The 18,964-nt window shown below is 73.3% G+C and carries 19 protein-coding genes; 9 read left to right on the forward strand and 10 right to left on the reverse strand.

Translation table 11 applies throughout. The features are described 5' to 3' along the window. The first annotated feature begins 710 nt into the window (after window positions 1–710). The gene (locus V6U88_RS00440) at window positions 711–1,805 is read left to right on the forward strand and encodes an AI-2E family transporter (protein WP_334449842.1); all 1,095 of its coding nucleotides are present in this window, start codon (window positions 711–713) and stop codon (window positions 1,803–1,805) included. A 3-nt stretch (window positions 1,806–1,808) separates the two neighbouring features. Here the strand turns inward: V6U88_RS00440 and V6U88_RS00445 are convergent, their stop codons facing one another. The 7 genes from V6U88_RS00445 to V6U88_RS00475 all read right to left on the reverse strand — a co-directional run bounded on the left by V6U88_RS00445 (window position 1,809) and on the right by V6U88_RS00475 (window position 8,219). Next, the gene (locus V6U88_RS00445) at window positions 1,809–2,609 is read right to left on the reverse strand and encodes an alpha/beta hydrolase (RefSeq protein ID WP_334448906.1); all 801 of its coding nucleotides are present in this window, start codon (window positions 2,607–2,609) and stop codon (window positions 1,809–1,811) included. A gap of 65 nt (window positions 2,610–2,674) precedes the next feature. Next, the gene (locus V6U88_RS00450; RefSeq protein ID WP_334448907.1) at window positions 2,675–3,001 is read right to left on the reverse strand and encodes a hypothetical protein; all 327 of its coding nucleotides are present in this window, start codon (window positions 2,999–3,001) and stop codon (window positions 2,675–2,677) included. A gap of 55 nt (window positions 3,002–3,056) precedes the next feature. Continuing rightward, window positions 3,057–4,103, reverse strand: a complete 1,047-nt coding sequence (locus V6U88_RS00455) for a hypothetical protein (RefSeq protein ID WP_334448909.1) — start codon at window positions 4,101–4,103, stop codon at window positions 3,057–3,059. Further along, a complete protein-coding gene (locus V6U88_RS00460) occupies window positions 4,100–4,594 on the reverse strand; it encodes a SigE family RNA polymerase sigma factor (RefSeq protein ID WP_334448910.1) in 495 nt (164 codons plus the stop codon). The genes V6U88_RS00455 and V6U88_RS00460 overlap by 4 nt, the downstream gene beginning before the upstream one ends. A gap of 41 nt (window positions 4,595–4,635) precedes the next feature. Further along, a complete protein-coding gene (locus V6U88_RS00465; protein WP_334448911.1) occupies window positions 4,636–6,426 on the reverse strand; it encodes a 3-hydroxyacyl-CoA dehydrogenase family protein in 1,791 nt (596 codons plus the stop codon). A gap of 120 nt (window positions 6,427–6,546) precedes the next feature. Further along, on the reverse strand, window positions 6,547–7,611 hold the full coding sequence (locus V6U88_RS00470; RefSeq protein ID WP_334448913.1) for an alpha/beta hydrolase: 1,065 nt from the start codon (window positions 7,609–7,611) through the stop codon (window positions 6,547–6,549). A 122-nt stretch (window positions 7,612–7,733) separates the two neighbouring features. Next, window positions 7,734–8,219, reverse strand: a complete 486-nt coding sequence (locus V6U88_RS00475; protein ID WP_334448915.1) for an FHA domain-containing protein — start codon at window positions 8,217–8,219, stop codon at window positions 7,734–7,736. A gap of 252 nt (window positions 8,220–8,471) precedes the next feature. On the opposite strand from V6U88_RS00475, the gene V6U88_RS00480 reads away from it, so the two are divergent. After that, window positions 8,472–9,971 carry an aldehyde dehydrogenase family protein gene (locus V6U88_RS00480; protein WP_334448916.1) on the forward strand — a complete coding sequence of 500 codons (1,500 nt, stop codon included), beginning with the start codon at window positions 8,472–8,474 and terminating at the stop codon, window positions 9,969–9,971. Between the two features lie 12 nt (window positions 9,972–9,983). On the opposite strand, the gene nucS is transcribed toward V6U88_RS00480, so the two are convergent. Continuing rightward, window positions 9,984–10,643: an endonuclease NucS gene (gene nucS / locus V6U88_RS00485; RefSeq protein ID WP_334448917.1), complete on the reverse strand. Its 660-nt coding sequence runs from the start codon at window positions 10,641–10,643 to the stop codon at window positions 9,984–9,986. A 71-nt stretch (window positions 10,644–10,714) separates the two neighbouring features. On the opposite strand from nucS, the gene V6U88_RS00490 reads away from it, so the two are divergent. After that, complete coding sequence (locus V6U88_RS00490) at window positions 10,715–11,332, forward strand: DUF4126 domain-containing protein (RefSeq protein WP_334448918.1); 618 nt, start codon at window positions 10,715–10,717, stop codon at window positions 11,330–11,332. Between the two features lie 133 nt (window positions 11,333–11,465). Here the strand turns inward: V6U88_RS00490 and V6U88_RS00495 are convergent, their stop codons facing one another. Then, the gene (locus V6U88_RS00495) at window positions 11,466–12,230 is read right to left on the reverse strand and encodes an SDR family oxidoreductase (protein ID WP_334448919.1); all 765 of its coding nucleotides are present in this window, start codon (window positions 12,228–12,230) and stop codon (window positions 11,466–11,468) included. A 100-nt stretch (window positions 12,231–12,330) separates the two neighbouring features. Here V6U88_RS00495 and V6U88_RS00500 point away from each other — a divergent pair, with 100 nt between their 5' ends. The 4 genes from V6U88_RS00500 (at window position 12,331) to V6U88_RS00515 (ending at window position 15,030) form a co-directional block, all read left to right on the forward strand. After that, window positions 12,331–13,185 carry a helix-turn-helix transcriptional regulator gene (locus V6U88_RS00500; RefSeq protein WP_334448920.1) on the forward strand — a complete coding sequence of 285 codons (855 nt, stop codon included), beginning with the start codon at window positions 12,331–12,333 and terminating at the stop codon, window positions 13,183–13,185. Between the two features lie 72 nt (window positions 13,186–13,257). Next, window positions 13,258–14,163 carry a polysaccharide deacetylase family protein gene (locus V6U88_RS00505; RefSeq protein WP_334448921.1) on the forward strand — a complete coding sequence of 302 codons (906 nt, stop codon included), beginning with the start codon at window positions 13,258–13,260 and terminating at the stop codon, window positions 14,161–14,163. Between the two features lie 46 nt (window positions 14,164–14,209). Further along, a complete protein-coding gene (locus V6U88_RS00510) occupies window positions 14,210–14,659 on the forward strand; it encodes an Rv0361 family membrane protein (RefSeq protein ID WP_334448922.1) in 450 nt (149 codons plus the stop codon). A gap of 74 nt (window positions 14,660–14,733) precedes the next feature. Further along, window positions 14,734–15,030, forward strand: coding sequence for a DUF1540 domain-containing protein (locus V6U88_RS00515; RefSeq protein WP_334448923.1), 297 nt, complete (start codon window positions 14,734–14,736; stop codon window positions 15,028–15,030). Window positions 15,031–15,080: 50 nt separating this feature from the next. On the opposite strand, the gene V6U88_RS00520 is transcribed toward V6U88_RS00515, so the two are convergent. Continuing rightward, window positions 15,081–17,090, reverse strand: a complete 2,010-nt coding sequence (locus V6U88_RS00520) for a protein meaA (protein ID WP_334448925.1) — start codon at window positions 17,088–17,090, stop codon at window positions 15,081–15,083. Between the two features lie 151 nt (window positions 17,091–17,241). On the opposite strand from V6U88_RS00520, the gene V6U88_RS00525 reads away from it, so the two are divergent. After that, entirely contained in the window at window positions 17,242–18,090 is an 849-nt protein-coding gene (locus V6U88_RS00525) for an ABC transporter ATP-binding protein (RefSeq protein ID WP_334448927.1), read from the forward strand. Next, complete coding sequence (locus V6U88_RS00530; protein ID WP_334448929.1) at window positions 18,087–18,932, forward strand: ABC transporter permease; 846 nt, start codon at window positions 18,087–18,089, stop codon at window positions 18,930–18,932. Before V6U88_RS00525 ends, V6U88_RS00530 begins: the two co-directional genes overlap by 4 nt. The last annotated feature ends 32 nt before the right edge of the window (window positions 18,933–18,964 follow it).

The following is an 18,964-nucleotide window of genomic DNA, read 5'->3' on the forward strand; positions in this document are numbered from 1 at the left end:
GACACCCGCCGCACCGGCGGCCGGGCCCGTTCGGGCCAGCGCCGCCTGATCGGCCACGCCGTCTGGACGGTCGCCGCCCCGCGCCGACCGCCCGTCGGGGCGGTGGCGCCCGGGCCCGCCCCTGCTCCGATCGCGGTGACCGGGTCCGGCGGCACCCCTGCGCCACCCGCTTTGCTCTGCTGCCGCCCGGGCAACGGCAGAGCGCTCCCAGTGTTGCCGGGGGCGCAGCAGAGCACAGCAACCGGAGGGAGCACTGAGGACGGGGCGCAGTGCCGCTTCCCGTGACCTGACGGACCCGGGCGGCACCTGCCGTCCGGCAGGACGGACCGCCAACGCGGTCGCGTCGTCCGGCCGCGCCCCGGCGGGGGCCGGACGTGCTGGCGGGCTGGCCCGGACACCTGCCGGCCACTACCCTCCGGGCAGGAGGCTGGCCACGGGCTCAGGCCACGGACGGTCGGGCAGTTCCGGCGTACCCGTCGGGACACGATCCGGGAGGTCGGGTGGGACAGGACGAACCGGCGGAGGGCGGCTCCCGGAAGGACGCCGGCGATACGGGACCGACCACGCCCGGCGCGGGCCGCACCGCGCGCGGCGGTGCGCACCCCGGCGTGGGCGGGGAGCACCCCGGCACCGGCGCAGAGCACCCCGGGGGCGTCGAGGAACGAACCACAGCCGGCGGTACGGCGACCACGCCGGCCGAGGGGGCCGAGGTGGACCCGACGAACTTCGACCCCGCCGCTCCCGTGGCGACCGCCTCGGGCCGCTTCGGGCAGCCGGGGCGGCCGCTGCGCCGCAGCAGCTTCCTGGTCGGCTTCACCGGGACGCTCGGCGTGCTGCTGGCCTACACGCTCTATCTGGGCATCCGCAACGCCGGCGGCATCCTCGTCCTGGTGGTCATCGCGCTGTTCCTGGCGATCGGGCTCAGACCGGCGGTGGTCCGGCTGCGTGCCTGGCGGGTGCCGAACGGCCTCGCGGTGGCGGTCGTCATCCTCACCGTGCTGCTGCTGATCGCCGGCGGCCTGGTGGCGATCGTGCCGCCGGTGGTGAGCCAGACCGGACAGTTCATCGACCAGATCCCCAGCTACGTCGAGGAGTTGCGGCGCAACCCCACAACCAACGAGCTGGTGGAACGGTACGACGTGATGGAGCGCGTCCAGTCGGCGGCGAACCCCGACACCGTGGGCCGGGCGCTCGGCGGGGTGCTGGGCGGCGCCCAACTGATCTTCGGGACCCTGCTCCGGGCGCTCACCGTGCTGGTGCTGACCATCTACTTCCTGGCCTACTTCGACAAGCTGCGCGCCCTGGCGTACGGGCTGGTGCCGCGCTCGCGCCGGCAGCGGGTCAGCCTGATCGGCGACGAGATCCTGGCCAAGGTCGGGGCGTACATGGTGGGGGCGCTGAGCATCGCCGTCCTGGCCGGCGTGAGCACCTTCGTCTTCGCGCTGGCCGTCGGGCTGCCGTACCCGTTCGCGCTGGCCGTGGTGGTCGCGGTGACCGACCTGATCCCGCAGATCGGCGCCACCCTCGGCGCGGTGATCGTCGGCCTGGTCGGGTTCGCCACCGGGCTGCCCACGGGCATCGCCTGCGTGGTCTTCTTCCTGATCTACCAGCAGGTGGAGAACTACCTGATCTACCCGAAGGTGATGCGGCGGTCGGTGGAGGTCAACGAGGTGGCCGCCCTGCTCGCCGCGCTGCTGGGGGTGGCGCTGATCGGGGTGGTCGGCGCGCTCATCGCCATCCCCACGGTGGCCGCCCTCCAGCTGATCCTGCGCGAGGTGGTGCTGCCCCGGCAGGAGGCCCGCTGAGGCTCAGTCCCGCGCCGGACCCGGAACGGGCGTGTCGGCGAAGGACGCCACGGTGCGGTCGGCGTACGCGCTGACGTCGCCGGTCTCCATCGGGCCGTCCCAGGTGGTGGGCAGCGGCAGCGGCACCGCCGGGTTGACCCGCCGGACGATCTCGTCCAGCACCCGCTCCGCGTCGCCCACCCAGAGGTGCTTCGCGCCGGGCACCCCGACCACCTCGGCCTGCGGCACCGCCGCGAAGCGTTCCCGGGCCTCGTCCGGCCGCAGGTAGTCGTCGAACTCCGGCACCAGCGCGGTGACCGGCCTGCCCGCCTCGGCCCACGGGGCGAGATCCGCCGGCTGGGAGAAGCGTAGCGGCGGCGAGAGCAGGATCGCCCCGGCCACCGCCGGGTCGCAGCCGTACTTCAGGGCCAGGTCGGTGCCGAACGACCAGCCCACCAGCCAGATGTTCGGCAGCTCGTGGAACTCGGCGTACTCGATCGCGGCGGCGACGTCGAAGCGCTCCCCCACCGCGGCGTCGAAGGCCCCCTCGCTGGTGCCGCGGACGCTGCTGGTGCCCCGGGTGTTGAACCGGAGCACGGCGAGGTCGGCCAGGGCCGGCAGCCGCCAGGCCGCCTTGCGGAAGATGTGGCTGTCCATCATCCCGCCGTGCGTGGGCAGCGGGTGCAGGCAGACCAGGGTGCCGACCGGTTCGCGGCCCACCGGCCGGGCCAGCTCGCCGACCAGGCGCAGGCCGTCGGCGGTGTGCAGCTCGATGTCCTCCCGGTGGCCGGGCAGGATCGACGACGCGCGGATCGGTGTGCTCACCGCTCAAGTCTGGCGCGACTTCGCCGCAGCCGCCCGCCGGGCGGAAACAGGGTGATCCAGATCGCTCAGCCGTACTTCGGGGCGCTGCGCCCGCGCTGGATCGCCGGACCGCGCCGGTCCCGGGCCCGCCAGCAGCCGCTGTGCCAGTGCCGGCGGTCGGTGAGGTCGCCCGTCCCGTCGGCCGGCCAGGCCACCAGGTGCGCCACCCCCGGGCGGATCTCCTGGTCGCAGCCGGGGCAGCGGTACGTCTTGGTGGACGCACCGCCGCCGATTCCGCGTACCTGCCACTCGCCGTCGCGCCACTGCTGCACCGAGGCGACGCCCTGCCGGACGCGGTCGGAGTCCAGGTGGGCGGCGTCGTCCCGGCGGGGACGGTTGCGACGAGGGCTCACGCTTTCCAGCGTACGGTCCGGCCGGCGGGACGCTCCGCCGGCCGGACCGCCCGGATCAGCCCCAGCTCTCCGGCCGGGTGAGGTCGTCCGCGAGCCGCGCCCCGCCCAGCACCGTGGCCGCGTCCGCCTCGGTGAACCCCTGCTGCGGCCAGCCGAAGCGGGCGGTGAGGTGCGCCTTGGGAATGCCGAGCAGCTCCAACTGATCGCCCCGGGGGTGCAGGTAGGCCGCTCTGCCGCCGATCGTCCGGTTACCCGTGGCCCGGCCTCCGGCGAACTCGGAGTGACGCTCCAGGCGGACGTCCATCACCTTCTCCCCCGGCCCGACGACCGTGAGCGTGACGTCCAGCGAGTCGGGGAAGTCGACCACGTTCACCGCGCAGCGCGACAGGAACGCGTCTCCCGGCAGCGTGGTGAGCCGGAGCGGGGCGGCGCACCGGTGCGCCCGGTCCATCCGCAGCGCCCCGACGGCGGTCCGCACCGCGGTGTCGTCCGGGCCGACGGTGACGGCCCGGGCGTACAGCGGACCGATCCGCCAGCGCAGCACCCAGCCCGGCTCGCCGCCCGGGCCGGCCGGCGGGAGCCGTTCGACCCGGCCGTCGAAGGCGGCCGGCGCGGTCCGGTCCGGGCCGTAGCTCATCCCCTCGTGGCGGGCCCGCTCGACCTCGACCGGGCCGGGCGCCACGTCGATCGTCACGCGACGCCCGCCGGCCACCTCCACCACGACGCTCTCCACCCCTCGCCCGGACTCCCAGCCGAGGTAGCGGGCGCGGGTGGTGTCCACCCCGAAGTGCAGCACGCCCGCGTCGGTGCCGACCAGATCCGGCGCGGCGGCCGCGACCGGCGCGTCCGGGGCCCGGGGCGGGGCGACCGGGGCGGCGGCCGGGACCGCGTGCGGCCAGGGCGTCGGCACCGGCAGTCCGCCCGTGGTGACGCCGAATCCGAGCACCGCCACCAGCCCGAGCGCCACGCCCGCGCCCACCCGGCGACGCCGCCGCCGGGCCCGACCCGCGCCGACCGCCCGGGCGGTCAACCGGTCGGTGTCCACCGCTCTCTCGGCGCGTTCCCGCAGTGTGCTGGCGATCCGCTGGTCCAGGTCGGTCACGGCCGGCTCCCGTTGGTGGTGGGAACGCCGTAGCGCTCCCGCAGCTGGGTGAGCGCCCGCATCGCGTGGGTACGGACGGTGACCGGCGAGCAGTCCAGGATCTGGGCGATGGTCGCGTCGTCGAGGTCCTCGTAGTAACGCAGGACCAGCACCGCCCGCTGGCGGTCGGGCAGCGCGAGGATCAATCGCCACATCTCGTCCCGGTCGGCCGCCTCGCCGCCGAGGTCGCCACGGTGGGGCCGTTCGACGAACTCCGCCGTGGCCAGCTCCCGGCTGGACCGTCGGCGCCACCAGGAGGTGTTGGCGTTGACCAGCATCCGCCGCACGTAGACGTCCGGGCGGTCGGCGCGGGCGATCCTCCGCCAGTGCACGTAGGCACGCGCCAGCACGTCCTGGGTGAGGTCCTCGGCGCGGTGCTCGTCACCGGTCAGCAGCCGGGCCAGGCGGACGAGCGCCGGGCCGCGGCTGCTGACGTACTCCTCGAAGGTCACACCCTCAAGACGCCGTCACGGACGCCGGGTGTTGACCCGGGTCAGCGACGGGTGTGGTCGCGGAAGCCCCGGCCGCTCTTGCGACCCAGGTAGCCCGCGGTGACCAGGTGCTCCAGCAGCGGCGCGGGGGCGAAGCCGGGCTCGCGCAGCTCCAGGTAGAGCTCCCGCTGGATGGCCAGCGAGACGTCCAGCCCGACCACGTCGAGCAGCTCGAACGGGCCCATCGGGTAACCGCAGCCGAGCTTCATCGCGTAGTCGATGTCGTCGGCGGTGGAGTAGCTGGCCTCCAGCATCTTCACCGCGTCGTTCAGGTACGGGAAGAGCAGCGCGTTGACGATGAAGCCGGACCGGTCGCCGCAGACCACGCCGGTCTTGCCCAGCGAGGCGCAGACCGCGCGGGCGGTGGCGGTGGTCTCCGCCGAGGTGCGGATGGTCTGCACCACCTCGACCAGCGGCATGATCGGCGCGGGGTTGAAGAAGTGCAGCCCCACCACGTCGGCCGGGCGCTGGGTGGCCATCGCCACGTCGATCACCGGCAGCGAGGAGGTGGTGGTGGCGAGCACCACGCCCGGCTTGCAGATCTCGTCGAGGCTGGCGAAGAGGGCCTTCTTGACGCTCAGCTCCTCGACCACGGCCTCGACCACCAGGTCGACGTCGGCCAGGTGCTCCAGCGTGGCGGACCAGTTGATCCGGCCCAGCGCCGCGTCCCGGTCGGCCTCGCTGAGCTTGCCCCGCACCACGCCCTTGTTGAGCGAGGTCTTGACGGACTCGAAGACCTTGGCGGACTTCTCCGCGCCCCGGGTCACCGAGACGACCTCGTAGCCGGCCTTGGCGAAGACCTCGATGATGCCGGTGGCCATCGTCCCGGAGCCGACCACGCCGACCTTGGCGATCCCCCGGGCGCCGTCGGCGAGCGCCGACTGCGACGCCACGGGCGTCTGCTCGTCGGGTACGACCACCGGGGAGCCCGGCCGCTCGTAGGTGTAGAAGCCCCGGCCGGACTTGCGGCCGAGCAGACCCGCGGTGACCATCTGCTTGATCAGCGGCACCGGGGCGTGCCGGCGGTCCCGACCGCCCCGCCGGTACATGGTGTCCAGGATCTCGTACGCGGTGTCCAGGCCGATCAGGTCCATCAGCGCGAGCGGGCCCATCGGCAGGCCGCAGCCGAGCTTCATGGCGGCGTCGATGTCCTCGCGGGTGGCGTACCGCGACTCGAACATGCTCACGGCGTGGTTGAGGTAGCCGAAGAGCAGCGCGTTGGCGATGAAGCCGGCCCGGTCGTTGATGGTGACGTCGACCTTGCCGAGCCGCTCGCAGAGCGCCTCGACGTCGGCGACCACGTCGGCGGAGGTGACCACCGTGCGGACCACCTCGACCAGCTTCATCACCGGGGCCGGGTTGAAGAAGTGGATGCCGATCACCTGGTTGGGCCGGGTGGTGGCGACCGAGATCTCGGTGACGCTCAGCGACGAGGTGTTGGTGGCCAGGATCGCCTCGGGCTTGCAGACCCGGTCCAGCTCGGCGAAGATCCGCTGCTTCAGGTCGAGGTGCTCGGGGACGGCCTCGACCACCAGGTCCACCGAGTGCAGGGCGTCCAGCCCGACCTGGAAGTGCACCCGGGAGAGCAGGGCGTCCCGGTCGGCCTCGGCGAGCTTGCCCTTGGCGACCGCGCGGTCGGTGGAGCCGGTGAGGGTGGCCCGGCCACGCTCCAGCGCGCCCTCGGAGATCTCCACCGCGACGACGTCGATGCCGTTGCGGGCGAACACTTCGACGATGCCGGCACCCATGGTGCCCAGACCCACCACACCCACACTGGTGAACTCGCGCGCCACGACCGGCCTCCCCTGGTTGCTCCGCACCCCGCCGACTTGAACGGCGACTAAGGTTATGCGCCGGAGTCTGCCACGTGACGATGCGTTGTCGAGACGCCGTGGGATATTTCACGCACGGGGTCAGTTCGTCGCCGGCACCCCCGTCAACGCCAGCAACTCGGCCACGAACTCGGCCGGTCGTTCCACGTGCGGGCTGTGCCCGCAGCCGGGAAGCACCACCTCCCGGTACGTGCCGCCGGCCGCGGCGTACCGCTCCAGCACCGCCCGGGTCTGCCCGACCATCGGCTGCGGCGGGCACGCCTGCTCGCCGGGCCAGCCCGGCACCACGCCGAGCGACCCCAGGTACGCCAGGTCGAACAGCGAGGTGTCCGAGACGATCACGTCGGCGTCGCCGCGTACCCAGGAGACGGGCGGCTTGACCGCGACGGCGACCAGCTCGTCGGCGAGCCGGAAGTGGGCCGGGGCGAGCGCGTTGAGCACGCCGCGCTCCCCCGGCGCGGTACCCGGCCAGTGCGGTGAGGTGGTGGCCGTGCCGGGGTAGTTGTCGTCGCCGGTGGCGGTGCTGAGCAGGCTGTCCAGCAGCAGTTCCTCGTCCTCACCGAGCGCGGCCGGGTCGGCGACGTAGGTCGTCCGCAGCACCGTGCGGGGGCTGGTCGGAGCGTCCGCGCTCCGGTCGCCGGCGGCGAGCCGGGCCACGAAGTCCGGGTTCACCGAGCCGGCGCCGGTGCCGGCGAAGTCGGGCGTGGTCGGGGTGCCGTCGAGGTCCCGCGTGCCGCCGAAGCCGTACGGCGACACCGGGGCCTCCAGCAGCAGGGCCGCCACCCGGTCCGGGTGGTCGACCAGCAGCCGCATCGCCACGCCGCCGCCGAGGGAGTGCCCGACCACCACCGGGCGCGCGCCGGGGGCGAAGAGGTCCGCCTCGTCGAGCAGGGCGGCCACGTCGTCGGCGAAGTCGGCCAGCCCCCGGGTCGCGTCCACCGGGGCGGTGTCGGTGTCGCCGTACCCCCGCAGGTCGGGCGCGACCACCCGGAGCGTCGCGGGCAGCCGGCGGACCAGCGGCTCCCAGAACGCCGAGGAGGAGCCGTTGCCGTGCACCAGCAGCACCGGCACCCCGTCCGGCGGTCCGGCCACCCGTACCCGCTGGGTGATGCCGTTCGCGGTCACGGTCCGCTGCGCGATCTCCATCCGCGGCATGCTGCCACGGCGGCGTGCCCCGGTCCATGGGTCGGCCGCCCACGATCCACCCGTCCCGGGTGTGCCGCGCCCCCGGCGGAGGCACAGCGGCCGCCGTCGGTTCCGGCCGAGGGTCAGACCGCGCCGTCGGTTCCGGCCCCCGACGCGACCGGTGTGCCGCCGGCGGGCGGGGCGTCGATCGGCTCGGTGACGGGGGTGGCCAGTGGCAGCGGCAGGGTCGGCCGGTGGTGCCGACGAACGGGGCCCGCGCCGGCGAACCGCAGCCCCACCGGGTCGGTGGTGGCCAGGCCCGGGTCGAAGAAGCGCAGCTCGGTACGGCCGAGCCGGACCACGTCACCGTCGCAGAGCTGCTCCGGGCCGGTGATCCGCCGGTCGTTGAGCCAGGTGCCGTTGGTGGAGCCCAGGTCCACCAGGACGGCTGCGGCGTCGGTCAGTCGCACCTCGGCGTGCCGCCGGCTCAGGTGCGCGTCGGCCAGCACGATGTCGGCGGTCGGCGCGCGGCCGATCACCTGCGGCCGTCGGCTCAGTCGGAAGCTGGCCCCGCGCATCGTTCCCCCCGCCACCGTCAGCAGCGGTGTCAGTTCCGGAAAATCCTCCATGGACAGTCAGCTCCCACCCACCCTCGCCCCCGCGTCAGGGGTGCCAGGTCCCGGCCACCCACCTCACCACCCGCGCATACACCTCCGCGACCCCGGCTGGACAACTGCCGCCAACCGGTCGTGCGGCGAGCGGACGGCGCGGCGGAAGGCGGCGACGGTCGGCGGCGCGCGGCACGGCCGCTCCACGTCGGGCGGCCGAGGACCGCGCCGGCACCCCTACCGGTCAGTAATTTCCGGGTCTAGACTTCCGCCATGACGGCTGTGCATGTCCCCGGCACCCCGGTCATCGAGGGCGGCCGACTGGTTTCGACGAGCCCCGCGACGGGCGCGGAAGCCGGCCGCTTCGAGGTGGCCACCCCCGACGACGTCGCCCGCGCGGTCGAGCGGGCCCGGGCCGCCGGCGAGTGGTGGGCCGGGCTGGGCTTCACCGGGCGCCGCGAGCGGCTGCTGCGCTGGCGCGGCCTGCTCGCCAGGCGGATCGAGGAGCTGGCGGAGCTGGTCCACGTCGAGGGTGGCAAGCCGGTCGCCGACGCCATCGTCGAGATCCTCACCGCGATCGAGCACATCGACTGGGCCGCCCGCAACGCCCGCCGGGTGCTCGGCCCGCGCCGGGTCCGCTCGCGGCTGATCCTGGCCGAGTTCTCCGGCCACCTCGAATACCAGCCGTACGGGGTGGTCGGCGTGATCGGCCCCTGGAACTACCCGGTCTTCACCCCGATCGGCTCCGCCGCGTACGCCCTGGCCGCCGGCAACGCCGTCGTGCTCAAGCCCAGCGAGTACACCCCGGCCGTCGGGCAGTGGCTGGTGGACGCCTTCGCCGAGGTGGTGCCGGAGCAGCCGGTGCTCACCGCGGTGCACGGCCTCGGCGACGTCGGCGCGGCGCTGTGCCGCTCGGGGGTGGGCAAGCTGGCCTTCACCGGCTCGACCGCCACCGCGAAGAAGGTGATGGCGGCCTGCGCCGAGTCGCTGACCCCGGTGCTGCTGGAGGCCGGCGGCAAGGACGCGATGATCGTGGACGCCGACGCCGACCTGGACGCCGCCGCCGAGGCGTGTGTCTGGGGCGCGCTGACCAACGCGGGCCAGACCTGCATCGGCATCGAGCGGGTCTACGCCGTCGAGCCCGTCTTCGACGCCTTCGTGGACAAGGTCGTCGCCCGCGCCGGCCGGCTGACCGTCGGCGCGGAGGGCGCCGACATCGGCCCGATCACCATGCCGAGCCAGCTCGACGTGATCCGCCGGCACATCGACGACGCCATCGGCGCCGGCGGTCGCGCCGTGCTCGGCGGGCCGGGCGCGGTCCAGCCGCCGTACGTGCACCCGACCGTGCTGGTGGACGTCCCCGAGTCCTCGGCCGCCATCCGCGAGGAGACCTTCGGCCCGACGCTGACCATCAGCCGGGTACGCGACGCCGACGAGGCCGTACGCCGGGCCAACGCGCTGTCGTACGGCCTGGGGGGTTCGGTCTTCGGTCGCAAGCGGGCCGTGGCGATCGCCCGGCGGCTGCGCTCGGGCATGGCCTCGGTCAACTCGGCGCTCACCTTCGCCGGCATGTCCACGCTGCCGTTCGGCGGGGTGGGCGACTCCGGCTTCGGGCGGATCCACGGCGAGGACGGGCTGCGCGAGTTCGGCCGGGCCAAGTCGATCACCCGGCGGCGGGCCCGGTCGCTGCTGCCGTCGATGACCTTCGAGCGGACCCCCGCCGACGTGGCACGCCTGGTCAAGGCCGCCAAGGTGATGTACGGCCGGCGCTGAGCCGGCGTCGGCTCAGAAGAGGGTCAGCTCGTCGCGCTCGATGCCGCGCAGCTTGTCGTAGTCGACCACCACGCACCGGATCCCCCGGTCGGTGGCGAGCACGCGGGCCTGCGGCTTGATCTCCTGCGCGGCGAAGACGCCGGAGACCGGGGCGAGCAGCGGGTCGCGGTTCATCAGTTCCAGGTAGCGGGTGAGCTGCTCCACGCCGTCGATCTCACCGCGCCGCTTCACCTCGACGGCGACCGCGCCGGCGTTGGCGTCCCGGCAGAGCAGGTCGACCGGGCCGATCGCGGTCATGTACTCCCGCCGGACCAGGGTGAAGCCCTCGCCGAGGGTCTCCGGGTTGGCGGCGAGCAGCTCCTGCAGGTGCGCCTCGACGCCGTCCTTGCGCAGGCCCGGGTCGACGCCCAGCTCGTACGAGGTGTCCTGGAAGATCTCCTCCAGGGTGATCCGCAGCTCCTCGCCGGCCTTGTTGACCACCCGCCAGACGCCCGGGGCCTCCTCCAGCCGGCACGGCGGGCTCATCCAGTTCAGCGGCTTGTACGCCCGGTCGTCGGCGTGGATCGACACCGAGCCGTCCGCCTTCACCATCAGCAGGCGCGTGGCCAGCGGCAGATGTGCCGAGAGCCGTCCGACATAGTCCACCGAGCACTTCGCAATCACCAGCCGCACCCGACGAGGGTAGCCGAGGACCGGGCCGTCGCCACCGAGCGGACCTGGCGCGCCGGTGCGATGCTGATTTCGTGTTCGAAGTTCTCACGGGTACCGGTCTCGCGGCATCGGCCGGCCTGAACGCATACATCCCCCTGATCACCATGGGGTTGCTCGCCCGCTACACCGATCTGATCGAGCTGCCGAGCGGCTGGCAGTGGCTGGGCAACGGCTGGGTCGTGCTGATCCTGGCGGTGCTGCTCGCCGTCGAGGTCGTCGCCGACAAGGTGCCGGTGGTCGACCACGTCAACGACGTCGTGCAGACCGTCGTCCGCCCGACCGCCGGCGGCCTGGCGTTCGGCGCGGGGGCCAGCTCCGAGACCGTCACGGTCAGCGACCCCGGCAGCTTCTTCTCGTCCAACCAGTGGGTGCCGGTGGTGAGCGGCGTCGTCATCGCGCTCGGCGTGCACCTACTGAAGTCGGCGGCCCGGCCGGTCGTCAACGCCACCACCGCAGGCTTCGGCGCACCGGTGGCCAGCACCGCGGAGGACGCGACGAGCGTGGTCATGTCCGTGGTCGCGATCATCCTGCCGGTGCTGGTGCTGGCCTTCCTGCTGGGGCTGGTGGCCTTCCTCTTCTGGTTCCTGCGCCGCCGCTCCGACCGCCGCCGCGAACGCCAGGCCGCCCGCGCAGCCGGCTTCCGCGTCTGACCCCCGCAGCGCCCCTCGCCCACACCCCTCGTTGATCATGAGGTTGGCGGCGGAGTGGATCTCCTCCACTGCCGTCAACTTCATGATCAACGCGTCCGGTCGGGGGGGTCCGGGGAGGGAGGGTCCGTCGGCGCTAGTTGCTGTGGGGGTCGGCGGCGTTGAGGGTCTTGACCACCTGGTCGTAGTCGCCGCGGGCCTCGCCGTACCGGAGGAACTTGACCCGCTCGACCTGGATCTCCTTCGCCTCGGGCTGCGCCTCCAGCAGTCCGACCACCTCCGTTACGAACTCGTCCAGCGGCACCGCGAACTCGCTGTGCTCCTGCCCGGGCAGCAGCGAGGTGCGCACGGCCGGCGGTTCGAGTTCCACGATCTTCACGGTGGTGTCAGCGAGCTGCAGCCGGATCGACTCGCTGAGCATGTGGATCGCGGCCTTGGACGCGTTGTAGCTCGGGGTGACCTTGAGCGGCGCGAACGCGAGGCCCGACGAGACTGTCATGATCGTGGCGTCCGGCTGCGCCCGCAGGTGCTCGATGAACGCGGCGATGAGCCGGATCGGGCCGAGCACGTTGGTGTTCACCACCGCCTCGGCGGAGGCGAGGAACGTCTCGGGCTGGTGCCAGTCCTCGACGCGCATGATGCCGGCCATGGTGACGAGGACGTTGAGGTCCGGGTGCCTCGCCAGCACCTCTCGCGCGGCCGATGCGATGCTCGCCGGGTCCGCCGTGTCGATCGTGACCGTGTCGATGCCGGGGTGCTCGGCGGCGATCTGCTTCAGCAGATCGGTGCGGCGGCCGCCGACGATGACGGTGTTCCCCCTGGCCTGCAGTTCGAGGGCGAGGGCGAGGCCGATCCCGCTCGTGGAGCCGGGGATGAAGACGGTGTTTCCGGAGATGTTCATGCACCCACCTTCGCCGGTCCGCCGGGGGTGGATGAAGAGAGCGGTCATCGGGGGATCGGCAATCCCTGGTTCGTCCCGGCGGCAGGCGGATACTCGGATCATGGACCGTGCAGCCCTGGCCGACTTCCTCCGCCGCCGCCGGGAGGCGCTGCAGCCCGGGGACGTCGGGCTGCCGGCCGGCGCGCGGCGGCGCGCGCCGGGGCTGCGGCGTGAGGAGGTGGCCGCCCTGGCCGCCATGTCGACCGACTACTACACCCGGCTGGAGCAGCGGCGCGGCCCGCAGCCGAGCCCGCAGATGCTCGCCGCGCTGGCCCGGGCGCTCCGGCTGACGACCGGTGAGCGGGACTACCTGTTCCGGGTGGCGGGGCAGAACGCGCCGACGCGGGTGGCGACGGCGACGCACGTCGCCCCGGCGCTGCTGCGCGTGCTGGACCGGCTCGACGACACCCCGGCGCTCATCCTGTCCAACCTCGGCGAGACCCTCGTGCAGAACCGGATGGCCGAAGCCCTGTTCGGGGACCGGTCGGGCCACACGGGCCTCGCCCGCAGTGAGATCTACCGGTGGTTCACCGACCCGGCCGAGCGGCTGCGCTACCCGGAGGACGACCGCCCCCGGCAGAGCCGCGTCCAGGTCGCCAACCTGCGCGCCGCGTACGGGTCGATGGGCCCGCGGTCGCGCGCCGGTGAGCTGGTGCGGGCGCTGCAGAAGGCGAGCCCGGAGTTCGCCGAGCTGTGGGAGCGGCACGAGGTCGCGCAGCGCTTCGCCGACCACAAGACGCTCATCCACCCCGAACTCGGCGCGATCGAGCTGGACTGCCAGGTCCTGTTCACCGAGGACCAGTCGCAGGCGCTGCTCGTGCTCACCGCGCCACCGCGCAGCGAGGGCCACGAGAAGCTGCGGCTGCTCGCCGTGCTGGGGCACGAGCGCTTCCCCGCCGACACCACACCTGGCTAGCCCCGCCGCACCTCGCCACGGTGACCGGTGGCCGGGACACCACGGGATCGCCCGCACTGCCATGATCACCCGGTGCTCGCGAAGAACACCCGCGTCCTGCGCACCGCCGCCACCCTCGCTCTGGCCGCCGTCGCCGCGCTCCTCGTCGGCCCCGCACCCGACCGGACCCCGGTACGGGCCGTCGTGCTGAAGGCGCCGGCCGGCAACGGACCCGCCACGGCGGGCGGGACCGCCGCACCACCGACCCCCGGGCAGAGCGGGCAGCCCGGGGAGGGCTCCAGCCTGCCCGGGGCGACGACGCCGGGCACCCTGCCACCGGTGGTCGACCACGGTCCCCGTACCGGCAACAAGGTGGCGCTCACCTTCGACGCCGACATGACCGACACCATGCGCCGGCAGCTGCGCAGGCCGCACCCGCCGTCGTACGCGAACCTGGCGATCGTCGAGCTGCTGGAGCGCGAACGGGTACCGGCCACCTTCTTCCTCACCGGCAAGTGGGTCGAGGATTACCCGGAGCTGACCCGTCGGCTGGCCGGCAACCCGCGCTTCGAGCTGGCCAACCACACCTACGGGCACGCGGCGTTCACCCCGCGCTGCTACCACCTGACGCCGCTGCCCCGGCGGGAGATGACCCGGGACGTGGCGCGGACCTTCGAGGTGATCGGCCGGTACGGCGGCCGGCAGACCCGCTACTTCCGCTTCCCCGGCCTCTGCCACGACCGGACCGCGCTGGCCGAACTGGCGCCGCTCGGGCTGACCGTGGTGGACGGTGACGTGGTCAGCGGCGATCCCTTCGCCACCGCCTGGCAGCCGATCGTCCGGGCGGTGCTGAGCCAGGTCCGGCCCGGCTCGGTGATCATCCTGCACGTCACCGAGGCGAACGCGGCGATGACCGACGAGGCGCTGCCTCACATCCTGGCGGGGCTGGCCGAGCGGGGCCTGGTGCCCGCCCCGCTCTCCGAGGTGCTCGCCCGGTGAGCCGGGCGAGGGCAGCGGGCTTGCGCGACCGGCCTAGCCTGCGGCCATGACGTACCAGCCGATCCCGGTACCCCCGCGTGACAACCGCCGCACGCTGCGGATCGTGCTGATCGTGGTGGGCGTGGTGCTGGCGGTCTGCTGCCTCGGCGGCGCGGTCGGCGGCTTCTTCCTCTACGGCGCCGCGAAGGAGGCGGTCGGCCCGGTCCGGGAGGCCACGACGAACTACCTGGACGCGGTCCGGGCCGGCGACCACCAGCGGGCGTACGAGCTGCTCTGCCGCGAGGAGCGGGAGCGGACGTCGCTGGCCGACTTCGGCCGGCGGCAGGTGGCGGAGCCGCGCCTGGTCGACTACGACATCGCGGGGCTGACCGTCAACAACACCAACGGCCGGGTGCGGGGCACCGCCACCGTACGGCTGACGACGGAGACCGGCGGCGAGAGCACGCGGGTGTTGACTCTGGTCAAGGAGGACGGGGCCTGGCGCCTGTGCGGGTGACCCTCCCCCCGGAACACCGCGCGGAATCGGGGCAGATGCCTACCATCGGGACAGAAGCCGAGAGGGAGGCCGTCATGACCGCAGCGATCGAGATGCCCCGGGTACAGGAGTGCACGGTCGTGTCCTGCGCCTACAACCGCAGCAACGACTGCCACGCCTTCGCCATCACCGTCGGCAGCAGCGACCGCGCCCGCTGCCACACCTTCGTCGAGATGCCGGTGCGAGGCGGAATCGAGCAGCTCATCGCCCAGGTCGGCGCCTGCAGCCGGTCGGACTGCCAGCACAACTCGGAGCTGGAGTGCCACGCTCCGGCGATCACCGTCGCCCCGGACCGGGACATGGCCGACTGCGTGACGTACCAGAGCCGCTGACCACGCCCGGCCCGCGCGACCGGGCGGTCGCGCGGACGGTGGGCCACCGCTCAGGCGGTCAGCCCGTTGGCCTCCCGGATCACGCCGACCAGCTCGTCGATGATCCCGGTCAGGGCGAAGTCCTTCGGGGTGAACACCCGGGCGACCCCGGCGGCGCGCAGCGCCTCGGCGTCCCCGGCAGGGATGATGCCGCCGACCACGACCGGCAGGTCACCGCGCCCGGCCGCACGCAGCCCGTCGAGCACCGCCGGCACGGCCGCCAGGTGCGAGCCGGAGAGCACCGACAGACCGACCAGGTCCACGTCCTCCTCCACGGCGGCGGCCACGATCTGCCCGGCGGTGAGCCGGATGCCCTGGTAGACCACCTCGAAGCCGGCGTCGCGGGCGCGTACCGCGATCTGCTCGGCGCCGTTGGAGTGCCCGTCCAGACCGGGCTTGCCGACCAGCAGCCGCAGCCGGCCGCTGCCCAGCTCCTGGGCGGTGGCGGCGACCCGCTCACGGACCGCGACCAGGGTGGCGTCCCCGCCGACGCCGGCCGCGCCGGTCAGCCCGGTCGGCGCCCGGTACTCGCCGAAGACCTGGCGCAGCGCGCCGGCCCACTCGCCGGTGGTCACCCCGGCCCGCACGCACTCCAGCGTCGCCGGCATCAGGTTCACCGTGGTCGCGGCGTCCGCCCGGAGCCGGGCCAGTGCCGCGTCGACCGCCGCGCCGTCCCGCCCGGCCCGCCATTCGCGTACGGAGGCGGTGGCGGCCGCCTCGACCGCCGGGTCGACCTGCTCGACGGACTCCGCGCCGGCGGCGGTCAGCGGGGACGGTTCGGTCTCGGTGAACCGGTTTACGCCCACCACCACGTCGGCGCCGGACTCGATCCGGCGGCGTCGGTCGGCCAGCGAGGCGACCAGCGCGCTCTTGAGGTAGCCGCTCTCCACGGCGGTCACCACGCCGCCCATCTCCAGCACCTTGTCCAGCTCGACGCGGGCACCGGTGACGATCTCGTCGACCAGCGCGGTCATCACGTGCGAGCCCTCGAACAGGTCGGGGTACTCCAGCAGGTCCGACTCGTACGCGAGCACCTGCTGCATCCGCAGCGACCACTGCTGGTCCCACGGCCGGGGCAGGCCGAGCGCCTCGTTCCAGGCGGGCAGCTGCACCGCGCGGGCCCGAGCGTCGCGGGAGAAGGTGACGCCGAGCATCTCCAGCACGATGCGCTGGATGTTGTTCTCCGGCTGCGCCTCGGTCAGGCCCAGCGAGTTGACCTGCACGCCGTAGCGGAAGCGGCGCTGCTTCGGGTTCTCCACGCCGTAGCGCTCACGGGTGATCTCGTCCCAGAGCGCGCCGAAGGCGCGCATCTTGGCGATCTCCTCGACGAAGCGCACGCCGGCGTTGACGAAGAACGAGATCCGCTGCACCACGTCGCCCATCCGCTCGGCGGGCACCTGGCCGGAGTCGCGTACCGCGTCGAGCACGGCGACGGCGGTGGCCAGCGCGAAGCCGACCTCCTGCACCGGCGTCGCGCCGGCCTCCTGCAGGTGGTACGAGCAGATGTTCGTCGGGTTCCAGCGCGGCATCTCGCGCAGCGTGTACGCGATGACGTCGGCGGTCAGCCGCAGCGACGCCGCAGGCGGGAAGATGTACGTCCCCCGGGACAGGTACTCCTTGATGATGTCGTTCTGCGTCGTCCCGGCGCAGCGGGACAGCTCCGCGCCCTGCTCCTGGCCGACCGTCCCGTAGAGGGCGAGCAGCCACATCGCCGGCGCGTTGATGGTCATCGAGGTGTTCATCTCGGCCAGCGGGATGCCCTCGAAGAGCGCGCGCATGTCGCCGAGGTGGGCCACCGGCACCCCGACCCGGCCGACCTCGCCGGCGGCCAGCTCGTGGTCCGGGTCGTACCCGGTCTGGGTCGGCAGGTCGAAGGCGACCGACAGGCCGGTCTGACCCTTGGCCAGGTTGCGCCGGAACAGCGCGTTGGTGGCCGCGGCGGAGGAGTGCCCGGCGTACGTGCGCATCACCCAGGGGCGGTCACGCTCCGGCAGCCGGCCCGGGAGTGCCTTCTCGTCCATGGCCGGAGTCTAAGTTACCGTTCAGTAAAACGGGTTGTGGAAAACCACACAGGTCCATGGAGCGGACCACCGGGCAGGCCCGGCGCGACATGGCCGACACCACCACACCCCGGGCAGCCGACGCGGCGTCCGAGGTCGCACACTGGACGTCATGGATGACGAGCTCGCGATCTCCGTACGGGGACTGCGCAAGACGTACGGCGACAACGTCGCGGTGGCGGGGGTCGACCTCGACGTCCGGCGCGGCGAGGTGTTCGCCCTGCTCGGCCCGAACGGCGCGGGCAAGACCACCACGGTGGAGATCCTGGAGGGCTACCGGCAGCGCGACGCCGGCGAGGTCTCGGTGCTGGGCAGCGACCCGGCCCGCCCGGACCCGCACTGGCGGTCGCGGGTCGGCATCGTGCTCCAGGGCACCGGCGAGTTCGACGAGCTGACCGTCGGCGAGGTGGTCCGGCACTTCTCCGGCTTCTACCCCGACGCCGACGACCCGGACAAGGTCGTCGAGCGGGTCGGGCTGGGCGCCAAGGCCGGGGCCCGCACGCACACGCTCTCCGGCGGGCAGAAGCGCCGGCTCGACGTGGCGCTGGGCATCATCGGCCGCCCCGAGCTGCTCTTCCTCGACGAGCCGACCACCGGCTTCGACCCGGAGGCCCGCCGGGAGTTCTGGGAGCTGATCCGGGACCTGGCGGCGGCCGGCACCACCATCGTGCTGACTACGCACTACCTGGACGAGGCCGAGTCGCTCGCCGACCGGGTCGGGGTGATCGCCGGCGGCCGGCTGGTCGAGGTGGCCCCACCGAACCGGCTGGGCAACCGGCAGGAGTCCCTGGCGACCGTCTCCTGGCGTACCCCGGACGGGACGCCGCAGACCGCGCAGAGCGCGACGCCGACGGCGCTGGTGGCGGAGCTGGCCGCGCGCTTCGGCGGCGAGGTCCCCGGCCTGACCGTGACCCGGCCGACCCTGGAAGACGTCTACCTGCGGATGATCGGACAGTCATGACGACCACGACGAAGCCGGCGGCCCCGACCGCCGCGACCGGTGGCCGGCGGATCGGGCCCGGTGCCCTCGCGCTGCGGCAGGGCCGGCTGGAGATCACCCAGTTCCTGCGCAGCCGGGAGTCCGTCGTCTTCACGATGGGCTTCCCGATCATCATGATCCTGATCTTCGCGTCGATCTTCGACGGGACGATCGGCGGCGGGGTGAAGTTCACCCAGTACTTCATCACCGGCATGATCGCGACCGGGCTGATGACGGTGAGCTTCCAGAACCTCGGCATCTGGATCCCCATCGAACGGGACCGGGGGGTGCTCAAGCGCTACCGGGGCACGCCGATGCCGAAGTGGGTGTGGTTCGCCGGCAAGGTGATCATGGTGGTGGCGATCGGCGTCGCCGAGACGGCGCTGCTGCTGGCCGTCGCCGTGGCGCTGTTCGACCTGAACCTGCCCGGCACCGCCGGGAAGTGGTTCACCTTCGGCTGGGTCTCCGTGCTCGGGGTGACCGCCTGCACCCTGTGCGGGATCGCCATCTCCTCGCTGGCCCGCACCGCGCGTAGCGGCTCGGCCGTGGTCACCCCGGTCGCCCTGGTGCTCCAGTTCATCTCCGGGGTGTTCTTCGTCTTCACCGAGCTGCCCGCCTGGATGCAGCAGGTGGCGGCGCTCTTTCCGCTCAAGTGGATGTGCCAGGGACTGCGGGCGGTCTTCCTGCCGGAGAGCTTCGGCGCCCAGGAGCCCGGCGGCTCCTTCGAACTGGGCCGGGTCGCCCTGGTGCTGGCGCTCTGGTGCGTGATCGGCCTGGTGCTCTGCCTGACCACCTTCCGCTGGACCACCAAGCGCGACGGCTGACGACGGAAAGAAGGGGGCGGGCGCACGGCGCC

Origin of the sequence: Micromonospora sp. CPCC 205739 (assembly GCF_036906795.1) — a bacterium.
Taxonomy (GTDB): domain Bacteria; phylum Actinomycetota; class Actinomycetes; order Mycobacteriales; family Micromonosporaceae; genus Micromonospora.

Excerpts from the sequence above, each read along its gene's own strand:
- V6U88_RS00515 (WP_334448923.1), top strand. The coding sequence starts at position 14,734 with ATGACCGCAGCGATCGAGATGCCCCGGGTACAGGAGTGCACGGTCGTG.
- V6U88_RS00530 (WP_334448929.1), top strand. The coding sequence starts at position 18,087 with ATGACGACCACGACGAAGCCGGCGGCCCCGACCGCCGCGACCGGTGGC.
- V6U88_RS00480 (WP_334448916.1), top strand. The coding sequence starts at position 8,472 with ATGACGGCTGTGCATGTCCCCGGCACCCCGGTCATCGAGGGCGGCCGA.
- V6U88_RS00525 (WP_334448927.1), top strand. The coding sequence starts at position 17,242 with ATGGATGACGAGCTCGCGATCTCCGTACGGGGACTGCGCAAGACGTAC.
- V6U88_RS00500 (WP_334448920.1), top strand. The coding sequence starts at position 12,331 with ATGGACCGTGCAGCCCTGGCCGACTTCCTCCGCCGCCGCCGGGAGGCG.
- V6U88_RS00510 (WP_334448922.1), top strand. The coding sequence starts at position 14,210 with ATGACGTACCAGCCGATCCCGGTACCCCCGCGTGACAACCGCCGCACG.
- V6U88_RS00520 (WP_334448925.1), bottom strand. The coding sequence starts at position 17,090 with ATGGACGAGAAGGCACTCCCGGGCCGGCTGCCGGAGCGTGACCGCCCC.
- V6U88_RS00475 (WP_334448915.1), bottom strand. The coding sequence starts at position 8,219 with ATGGAGGATTTTCCGGAACTGACACCGCTGCTGACGGTGGCGGGGGGA.
- V6U88_RS00495 (WP_334448919.1), bottom strand. The coding sequence starts at position 12,230 with ATGAACATCTCCGGAAACACCGTCTTCATCCCCGGCTCCACGAGCGGG.
- V6U88_RS00470 (WP_334448913.1), bottom strand. The coding sequence starts at position 7,611 with ATGGAGATCGCGCAGCGGACCGTGACCGCGAACGGCATCACCCAGCGG.